At 52.5% G+C, this 9,823-nt stretch carries 7 protein-coding genes; 5 read left to right on the top strand and 2 right to left on the bottom strand.

The window, feature by feature from the left end; genetic code table 11:
- The first annotated feature begins 663 nt into the window (after positions 1-663).
- A complete protein-coding gene (rlmF, locus tag B2Z72_RS03450; protein WP_296983430.1) occupies positions 664-1,584 on the top strand; it encodes a 23S rRNA (adenine(1618)-N(6))-methyltransferase RlmF in 921 nt (306 codons plus the stop codon).
- Positions 1,585-1,612: 28 nt separating this feature from the next.
- On the opposite strand, the gene B2Z72_RS03445 is transcribed toward rlmF, so the two are convergent.
- Positions 1,613-2,476 carry a CPBP family intramembrane glutamic endopeptidase gene (locus tag B2Z72_RS03445; RefSeq protein WP_296983431.1) on the bottom strand — a complete coding sequence of 288 codons (864 nt, stop codon included), beginning with the start codon at positions 2,474-2,476 and terminating at the stop codon, positions 1,613-1,615.
- A gap of 98 nt (positions 2,477-2,574) precedes the next feature.
- Positions 2,575-3,339 carry a GntR family transcriptional regulator gene (locus B2Z72_RS03440; protein WP_296983432.1) on the bottom strand — a complete coding sequence of 255 codons (765 nt, stop codon included), beginning with the start codon at positions 3,337-3,339 and terminating at the stop codon, positions 2,575-2,577.
- Positions 3,340-3,733: 394 nt separating this feature from the next.
- On the opposite strand from B2Z72_RS03440, the gene B2Z72_RS03435 reads away from it, so the two are divergent.
- Genes B2Z72_RS03435 through B2Z72_RS03420 form a run of 4 tightly spaced genes read left to right on the top strand, consistent with a single transcriptional unit; the run spans position 3,734 to position 9,645 of the window.
- Positions 3,734-4,588 (top strand): (Fe-S)-binding protein, encoded by an 855-nt coding sequence (locus tag B2Z72_RS03435; protein ID WP_296983433.1) that lies wholly within the window; start codon positions 3,734-3,736, stop codon positions 4,586-4,588.
- A gap of 1 nt (position 4,589) precedes the next feature.
- The gene (locus B2Z72_RS03430; protein ID WP_296983435.1) at positions 4,590-6,155 is read left to right on the top strand and encodes a LutB/LldF family L-lactate oxidation iron-sulfur protein; all 1,566 of its coding nucleotides are present in this window, start codon (positions 4,590-4,592) and stop codon (positions 6,153-6,155) included.
- Entirely contained in the window at positions 6,155-6,811 is a 657-nt protein-coding gene (locus B2Z72_RS03425; RefSeq protein WP_296983437.1) for a LutC/YkgG family protein, read from the top strand. The genes B2Z72_RS03430 and B2Z72_RS03425 overlap by 1 nt, the downstream gene beginning before the upstream one ends.
- A gap of 2 nt (positions 6,812-6,813) precedes the next feature.
- The gene (locus B2Z72_RS03420) at positions 6,814-9,645 is read left to right on the top strand and encodes an FAD-binding and (Fe-S)-binding domain-containing protein (protein WP_297004164.1); all 2,832 of its coding nucleotides are present in this window, start codon (positions 6,814-6,816) and stop codon (positions 9,643-9,645) included.
- Positions 9,646-9,823: the final 178 nt, after the last annotated feature.

The following is a 9,823-nucleotide window of genomic DNA, read 5'->3' as shown; positions in this document are numbered from 1 at the left end:
AGCTGCTCATGCCTGCTGTGGGGAAGTGGGTTCGTTGTCTTGGGTGGAATGCTATACTCCGCCTTAAATGACCGACTAGCGGAATCCCTCATGTCTGACGAGCCTAACTCTCCCTGGAATAAGTCCCTGCGCAAAATTGCTGAGGAGAATTCGTCTCAGGATACACAAAAACCGTCTTCCGCTTCTGCTGCGCCGGAAAGGTCAGAACACCAAAAGACCGCCTATAAAAAGCCGCAAGCGGACACGTCAGAACCAGCTGAGTCCGCAAGTAAGTCATCGGCAGCTGAATACGCTTCCGGCAATAAATCCGGACCATGGCAAAAATCCCGTGGTGCAGAAGGTTCTCGTTCCGGCGCTGATGGCTCTTATTCTCGTGCTGACGGCTCTCGTTCACGCGCTGAAGGCTCTCGCTCAGCTAAACCTTACGGCGAGCAAAGAACCGGTGTCCATAAGAAGCCGGCTTCAGGCAAGGAGTATGGCTCAGACAAAAAGCACGACTCAGATAAAAAATACAGTTCAGACAAAAAGCACAGCTCAGACAGAAAGCCCTGCTTTGAAAGCAAGCCAGGAGCTGACAGAAAAGCCCGCTATGAAGGTAAACCCGGAACTGACAGAAAGTCTTCCGTTGGGAAAAGACCGGATTCGGATAAAAAATCGGAATCGTTGTGGAATAAAACTCAGGCACAGGGGCTGCACCCGAAGAATCCCCATAATGGCCGTTACGATATGGCGGCTTTGTGTGCCGCAGAGCCTGTGCTGGAACGCTTTCTGACCACCAATCCCCGCGGCGAGCAGACGGTGGATTTCAGCGAACCGGATGCGGTGGTGTGTCTTAATCGCGCGCTACTGAAAGCGCATTACGGTTTAAACAGCTGGCAGCTGCCAAAAGGCTATCTGTGTCCGCCAATTCCGGGTCGTGCCGATTACCTGTGTTATCTGAATGATTTGCTGGCAGAGGATTTGCTGGCAGCGGATTTTCTGGTAGAGAGTGGGGCGCGTAATACGCCTCCGCGTTTGCTGGATATCGGTACCGGTGCCAATCTGATTTATCCGATTATCGGCCATCTGGCTTACGGCTGGCAGTTTGTTGCCGCCGATACGGATGCTATTGCGGTGCGTAATGCGCATCAGCTTGTGAGTGAAAACAGCCCATTGCTCGATGCGGTAGAAATTCGTATGCAGCGACATCCGGAGCAGATATTCAAAGGCATGATCGGCACAGGCGAGTATTTTGAATTCACCTTGTGTAACCCGCCATTTTTCGCATCGGAAAAAGAAGCTCAGGCTCAGGCACGGCGTAAGTGGCGTAATCTGAAAGGGCAGGAGTCATCCGTTAAGCGCAATTTCGGTGGCAAGAGTAACGAACTCTGGTGCGAGGGCGGTGAGCTGGCCTTTGCTAAACGCATGATTACCGAGAGTGCAGATTACGCTGCTCAGGTGGGGTGGTTTACCTGTCTGATCTCCAAAGAAGACAACATCGCTCCGCTGAAACGCGAACTGAAACGGATTGATGTGAAAGAGGTAAAAGTCATCGCCATGGCTCAGGGGCAGAAGCAAAGCCGCTTTATTGCCTGGCGTTTCTGAGTTTCACCTTCCTTTCTGCGGACAGTTTTTACCAGTTGTCCGGCAGGCCTTTGGTCTGAATCATTGCGGCAATATCCATGGTTAAGGCAATGGATACGTGCACACCAACACCGCCCCAGATGGATTTGGAGCGCACCGCCAGAATCCCTAAGAAAAAGCCAAATAAAATTGCACCGAAGGATTCCGGCCAGAGTTTGGGAAAATGCAGCATCAGGTAGGGCAGACACATAACCGCCACCGACAGGCTGCCAAACTGCAGGCGCAGACCATTGACCAGAAAGCCGCGGAAGAAAAATTCTACACCAATAAACTGCATTATATAAATGCATTCCCATAACAGCAGATCTGTCCAGCTGCGGGTGGCCTGCTTATAAAACGGGTAATGGCTGGAAAATTCGCTGCCGAAACTGGCGATGATGGCGAAGACCATAATTGGTGAGGCCAGCAGTACATAGCCGAGCCAGTGTTGCCGTACATCTCCCACCTGCCAGCCATAGGCTTTTAACGGCTGTTTCAAAATCACTTTAATGGTCAGCATCGGAATGATAATAAAACACAGCAGATGCCAGAATCCCCACCAGATATAGCCGATCAGCTCGCGGTATTCGGAGCGGGCGTAGGCGCGGTACCAGGCCTGATTATCTACGCCGAAAATACCCTCCAGCAGAGGAATAAATACGCGCAGGTTGTTGCTGTATTTCAGGTAGTGAACCATCAGCAGACAAATGCAGGCCACGGCGATGACGGTCCATGCACGCAGCCAGAGGGTCTGCTCATCAGTATTTTTACGCTCTGCTGCAGCTTCAGTATCAATGTCACGCAGGTGACTGAGCATCTGGCTCGGGTGCAGCCAGTGGAGAATGCTGTTCTGGGAATCCTTGTGCGATGACATCGTCTTTATCCTGTTCAGTTCGCAGGCAAGACTATCACGCGGGGCGGGTGAGGCAAGCCCGAAGCAGCGATCCCTGCTGCTCCGTGGAGTGTTCAGATTCAGGCCATCAGATTACGGCGGCGCAAGGAGCGCTGCGAGCGGCTTTCAAAGCGGCTGCTTTCCTGCAGGGTTTCTTCAACGAACGCCAGATGGTTATTGATTGACTGCTGAGCGGCGTCCGGATCGCGGGCCATAATGGCATTTTTAATGGCCAGATGCTGATTCAGTACGTCATCACGACCGTGCTCTGCGCTGTAAATATATTGCAGGTTGCTGCTGATGGTCAGCTTCGCCATGGAGTAAATGGCGCGCATGGAGTGCAGCAGTACCGCGTTGTGTGAGGCTTCGGCAATCGAAAGATGGAAGCGCCAGTCCAGTTCGGCTTCTTTCTCTTCGTCTTTACCTTCTTCGTGTACCGCACGCCATTCTTCAAAAGCCTGTTCAATCATCTGGTGGTCAGCAGCGGTTGCACGCAGAGCTGCATAGTGGGCGGCGACTTCTTCCAGCGCGTTACGGAATTCCAGCAGGTCGTAGTTGAACTCACTGTGGGTCTGAAACAGCTGCATCAGCGGATCGGCGAAGGAAATACCAATATTTTCCGAGACAAAGGTGCCGCCCCCCTGACGACGGTTAACCAGACCTTTGGCTTCCAGTTTCTGCAGGGCTTCGCGCAGGGAAGGGCGCGACACTTCAAACTGCAGCGCCAGCTCGCGTTCCGGTGGCATCTTCTGGCCCGGGGTCAGGCTGCCTTCAAGAATCATGGCTTCAAGACGACGGGCGATGATTTCTGAAATTTTTCTTGGGCGGATGGCTTCTTCAGTCATATAGGGCTCGTGATTTGGTGTCTGAGTACGTCCTGATAAACAGATACGGCTTGTATTGGTAAAGCATGTGGAACAGCGGGATAACGAGCTGTCTGAAACGCGTGCTAACCCAATTGGTAAATCCAATGCTAACCCATAATCCCTACATTAGACAGGGCTAATATGTCCGTGAAATTGCCTATATACGACGAATATATAAGGCTCTGACAGCTATAAATCCATCTTTTGGCATTGACCAGAGGGGGAGTCACCGGTAGTTTAACCCACTATAAACCTAAAATGGACAATTGGTAATACCAATTTTTTTATGCCGTCTGCAGCGGCTGACAATAAAAAGACTCTGATGCCGGAAATCTGCCTTGCTGGTCGATTACCGGACAACCGTGGAAACTCTATGAAAGCACACACTGAAACCCCTCATTCAGACGCCGTTCATGCCTCTGAATCGGAAACCGGGCAGGTAAACAAAACATCCCGTCATTACCCGCAGCAGGTTAAGCAGGTCTATCTGCTGGGAACCTGTCTGGTCGACAGTTTTTATCCCGATGCCGGTATGGATGCGATTCACATTCTTAAAAGCTGTGGCGTAGAGGTGATTTATCCCCAGAGTCAGACCTGTTGTGGGCAGCCGGCTTATAACTCCGGCTTTGATGACGAGGCCCGCGAGGTAGCCCGCAGACAGCTGCAGGCGTTTGCGGCCGATATTCCGGTGGTGGTGATGATGGGGTCCTGTGCCGGCATGCTGCATAAAGATTATCCGCGTCTGTTCCGTAATCAGCCGGAAGAAACCCAGGCGAAGGCTCTGGCGGCAAGGACATTTGAATTCAGCGAGTTTCTGGTGAATGTACTGAACTTCCCGGCAACTGCTCAGCAGGCTGAAACGGCGGATAAAGCGCCGATCACCCTGGCGCTGCACACCTCCTGTTCTGCGCGCCGCACTATGGGTGTGGCAGAGCAGCATAAAGCGCTGATGGAAAGTCTGCCCGGAGTGACCGTGGTGGAACCGGAGCGGGTGACGGAATGCTGCGGTTTTGGCGGCACCTTTGCAGTAAAACAAGGCGATATTTCTGCCGCTATGGCGGCGGATAAAGCACAGGCCATTGCTGCAACCGGTTGTGATGTTCTGGCTAGCGCTGACTGTGGCTGTCTGATGAATATTTCCGGAACGCTACAGCAACAGGGAAAGCCAACAGAAGCCAAACATCTGGCGACGGTAATCCGTGAACGCCTGTCACTGGGAGGCCAGTAACATGACGGATAATATGATTACTCTGCGCAATGAGTTGAACGAAGAGCAGCAGGCCTTCAGTCAGATGCAGCAGCAGCATTTTAAAGTCCGCGCCCGTATGGCACTGGAAAACGATGGGCTGCGTAAAAGCTTCCGTGGTGCTTCTGATTTTCTGATGGCCAAGCGCAGTTCGGTTTTTCCCGATGATGTGTCGTTGCAGAATTTACGCACTCAGGGCGAAGCTATTCGCCAGCACAGCTTAAAAAATCTGCCGGATTTGCTGGAAACACTGGAAAAAAATCTCACCGTCAACGGTATTCAGGTGCATTGGGCAGAAACTGCCGATGAGGCCTGTGAGCTGATCCACGGTATTCTTGCGGACAACAATGCCCGTACAGTGGTGAAAGGAAAATCCATGGTCAGCGAAGAAATTGAGCTGAACCATTATCTTGAGCAGAAGGGCATCGAGTGTCTGGAAAGCGATATGGGCGAGTATCTGGTGCAGCTGGCGGGCGAAACCCCATCGCACATCATCATGCCCGCCATCCATAAAAATAAACAGCAGATTGCCAGGCTCATGCATGGCCGGGCTGAAACCGCTGACGGCAGCGACGTTCCATACAGTGAAGATGTGGACGATCTGATTGGTAATGCCCGGGCAATTCTGCGGGAAAAATTTATGAACGCAGATGCAGGTATTTCCGGCGTTAATATGGCTGTGGCTAATACCGGCACCTTGTGTCTGGTGGAAAACGAAGGCAACGGCCGTATGACTACGACAGTGCCAAGGCTGCATATTGCCGTAACCGGTATTGAAAAAGTGGTGGAAGATTTTTCTCACGTTCCGGAGCTGTTAACCCTGTTAACCCGCTCGGCTACAGGGCAAAAAATCAGCACCTATTTCAATATGATTTCCGGGCCGAAAAAGCCAGAAGATCTGGATGGTCCGGAACAGGTGCATCTGGTGCTGGTGGATAACGGCCGCTCGCGCATTTTTAATCACCCGGTATTAAAGCCTACGCTGCAGTGTATCCGCTGTGGCGCCTGTATGAACCATTGCCCTGTCTATGCCCGTGTGGGCGGCCATGCTTACGGTTCCACCTACCCGGGGCCAATCGGTCAAGTAGTGACGCCACAGATTCAGGGGCTGGAACATTCCGGCGATATGCTCAGCGCCTGTTCGTTAAATGGTGCCTGTGGTGAAGCCTGTCCGGTGCGTATTCCGTTACCGGATTTAATCCGTGAATTACGCCATGAGGCCAATCATCCGCAGTTTATAAATGCCGCAGAATCCCAGGATTTAAGTGTGGTGAAAGAACGCGGTGGCAAGCGCTCGCTGGGTGAAAGTCTGATCTGGAAAGGCTGGAGCGTCAGCCATCAATCGCCCATGCTTTACCGTACGATGACCTGGTTTCTGACCCGTGGACGCGGACTGCTTTCCGGTCGTGCCGGAAAGTCATTGCTGTCGCCATGGACCGACAGCCGCACAACGCCGAAGCCCGCTGCAAAAAGTTTGCACGAACTGGCGAAGGCACAGGGTATCCCGTCTGAATACCGTGAATCCGATTCAATTAAGGGGCAGAAATAATGAGCAGCCGTGAACGAATTTTAAACCGTCTGCGTCAGGGCGCTGAACAGCAGAGTGTGCCTGCTCAGCGTCAGCCGGTGAATCAGGTTTGGGCCGCACCGGAGGAAAGCAACTGGCTGGATCTGTTCTGTCAGAATATGAGCGATAACCATGCCGATGTCATTCTGACCACAGAAGCACAGTGGATGGCTGAATTGCAGCGCCGTCTCAGTGGGCAGGGTGTCAGCCGTCTGCTGTGTGGTGATAATGCTCAGGGGCATGCTCTGCAGCAATATTTGAACACAAATCTACCATCTCTGCAGGCGGATATTTATGCCGCTGCCGTTGCTAAGCCAGAATTATTTATGCAGGTGGATGCTGGCTTCAGCGTGGCCAGCGGCGCATTGGCCGAAACCGGATCGCTGGTGGTCAGCACCGGGCCACAGGAACCACGTACGTTATCTCTGGTTCCACCATTGAATATTGTGTTGGTTAAACAGTCGCAGTTGCGCGCTAATTTTTCGGCCTGGGTTGCTGAGGGCATGATGCCGGATATGATGCCAACTAATCTGCTGCTGATTTCCGGCCCGAGTAAGACTGCCGATATTCAGCAGACGCTGGCCTACGGTGCTCATGGACCAAAATCTCTAATTGTATTGATGTTAACGGACGCCTGATCATGAAAGATAATTACCGGGATTTTGCCAGTGATCTGGCAGAAGTAGTCGCCGAAGATCGTATTATTACCGACCCGTTACGTACGCTGGCGTTCGGTACCGATGCGAGTTTCTACCGGTTAATACCACAGCTGGTAGTAACTGTTATTAATGAACAGGAAGTTCAGGCGATTATCGGACTGGCACGTAAATACGGTGTGCATCTGACATTCCGTGCTGCCGGTACCAGTCTGTCCGGACAGGCAGTGACTGATGGCGTACTGGTGCGTCTGGGTAATGGCTGGAATCAGGCTCAGGTACTGAACGGTGGCGCTCAGTTAAAAGTTGAGCCAGGTGTGATTGGCGCGCGGGCTAACCAGATTCTGGCTCCGTTCGCGCGTAAGATTGGTCCGGACCCGGCATCCATCAGCGCCTGTAAAATTGGCGGTATCGTTGCCAATAATGCATCGGGAATGTGTTGCGGTACGGCGCAGAATACCTATCAGACGCTGGCATCGATGCGCATTGTTCTGGCCGATGGCACAGTACTGGATACCGGTGACGAAGCTTCGTGCAAGGCTTTCCGTGAAAGTCATGGCGATATGCTCGATAAGCTGAGCACGCTGCGTGAAAAAGTTCTGAATAATCCGGCCCTGAGTGAGCGGATTGTTAACAAATTCCGAATAAAGAATACCACTGGCTACAGTCTTAACGCATTAGTGGATTTTTCTGACCCAATCGATATTATGCAGCACGTTCTGGTGGGCTCAGAAGGCACACTGGGATTTATTTCCGAGGTGGTTTACCACACGGTCGAAGAGCACGCCCATAAAGCGTCCGCCCTGCTGATATTCGCCAACATCGAACAGACCAGCAGGGCGGTTACAGCTCTGTCTCACGCCCCAGTGGCCGCAGTCGAACTGATGGACCGCGCCGGTCTGCGCTCGGTAGAAAATAAACCGGGCATGCCTGAATACCTCAAAACCCTGAATGATGAAGCTGCAGCTCTGCTGGTGGAAGTTCGTGGCGTCAGCGCGCAGGAACTCGATGAAAAACTGAGCGAAACCAGCAAAGTGCTGGAAGATTTCGACACACTGCAGCCAAAATTATTTACCACAGATAAAGACACCTGTGCTCTTTACTGGAATATCCGTAAAGGTCTGTTCCCGGCGGTGGGCGCTGTGCGCCAGAAAGGCACCACAGTCATTATCGAAGATGTTGCCTTTCCGGTGGAAAACCTTGCTGAGGCCGTTATCGAACTGCAGGCAATCTTTAAAAAATACCGTTACGACGAAGCCATTATTTTTGGTCATGCATTAGCTGGTAACCTGCATTTTGTTTTTACTCAGAATTTTACCGATCCTGCCGAAATTCAGAGATATTCCGATTTTATGGATGACGTCTGTGAACTGGTGGTGGGCCGTTATGATGGATCGCTGAAAGCCGAGCATGGCACCGGCCGTAATATGGCCCCCTTCGTGGAAATGGAATGGGGTACCCAGGCCTATGAACTGATGTGGGAAATTAAGAATATTTTCGACCCGCAGACCCTGTTTAACCCGGATGTGATTCTGACCCACAATAAACAGGTACATATTGAGAATCTTAAACCGATTCCGGAAGCTGATGATCTGGTCGATCCGTGTATTGAATGTGGCTTCTGTGAGCCTGTGTGTCCATCGAAAAACCTGACCATCACACCGCGCCAGCGCATTGTGGTGATGCGCGAACTGAAACGTCAGGAGCGTGAAGGCAAAGACGGGGATTATCAGACCCTGCTGGAAAACTATCAGTACATGGGCGTCGATACCTGTGCCGCCGATGGCCTGTGCAGCATGGCCTGTCCGGTGGGCATTAATACCGGTGATCTGAGCCGCAAACTGCGCAGTGAACGTAACCGCAAACACGCAGGCAAAGCACAGTGGGTAGCAGACCATTTTGGGGGTATCAGCAAAGCCAGCCGTACAGCGTTTGCAGTGACTGATTTCACCCGCGACCTGATTGGCGATAAAGCCCTGACCGCGGTATCCAAAGTGGCAAAAGCCGTGACGTTTAATACGACGCCGCTGTGGCACGATGCCATGCCAGGCGCGGCAGAGCAGGTGGATGTAAAACTGCATGCCATCAGCCCGGCGACGGATCTCGTTTATTTTCCAAGCTGCGCCAGCCGCACCATGGGGCCGGCGCCAGCCGATAATGACCAGCGCAGCCTGATGCAGGTGACACTGGATCTGGCAAATAAAGCCGGTCTGAATCTCGCTATGCTGGCGGATCAGGAGCAGCATTGCTGCGGCATGCCGCTGGAGAGCAAAGGGCACTTTGAACAGGCCGACGCAATGCGTGAACGCCTGAATCAGGCACTGTTGCAGGCCAGTGATAATGGCCGCATTCCGGTGCTTATCGACACCAGTCCCTGTGTTTTCCGTATGACCCAAAAGCTGGATGAGCGTATTCAGTTACTGGACCCGATCCGCTTTGCCAATCAACACCTGCTGCCACGACTAGAGGTGACGCCTGTTACTGATCCGGTGGCGGTACACGTTACCTGTTCGACCACGAAGCAGGGGCTTGGTGACGAACTGATTGCACTGGCGCGTCACTGTTCTACGCAGGTGGTGGTGCCGAAGGATATTATCTGCTGCGGTTTTGCCGGTGATAAGGGCTTTATGTTGCCCGAACTGAATGCTTCCGCACTGGCACCACTGAAAGAACAGGCCAGTGGCTGTACAGAAGGGATTTCAACCAGCCGCACCTGTGAGATTGGCCTCAGCCGTCATGCGGAGATCCCGTACCATTCGATGCTCTATCTGCTGGACAGAGTCAGCCGTTCAAAAACGGCGGCTCAGACCCACTGATCAGCAGCAGGCTGGCTGCCGTTGTATGCAGCCAGCCTGCTTCCTGATCTGAATTCTTTGGGCGAGGTCTTTGGGCAGGTTCTTCGGGCGGGGTTCTTCTGGATTAGCTCCGCGGCAGACAGAGCAAAGCTCTGATCAGTGAGTTTTAATGACTCTTGATGCATGTGGCCATGTAGCT

The organism is Thalassolituus sp. UBA6592, from assembly GCF_002433655.1.
Lineage (GTDB): Bacteria > Pseudomonadota > Gammaproteobacteria > Pseudomonadales > Oceanobacteraceae > Venatoribacter.
The sequence above is the reverse complement of the archived record's forward strand: the minus strand, read 5'-3'. Positions and strand labels throughout refer to the sequence as shown.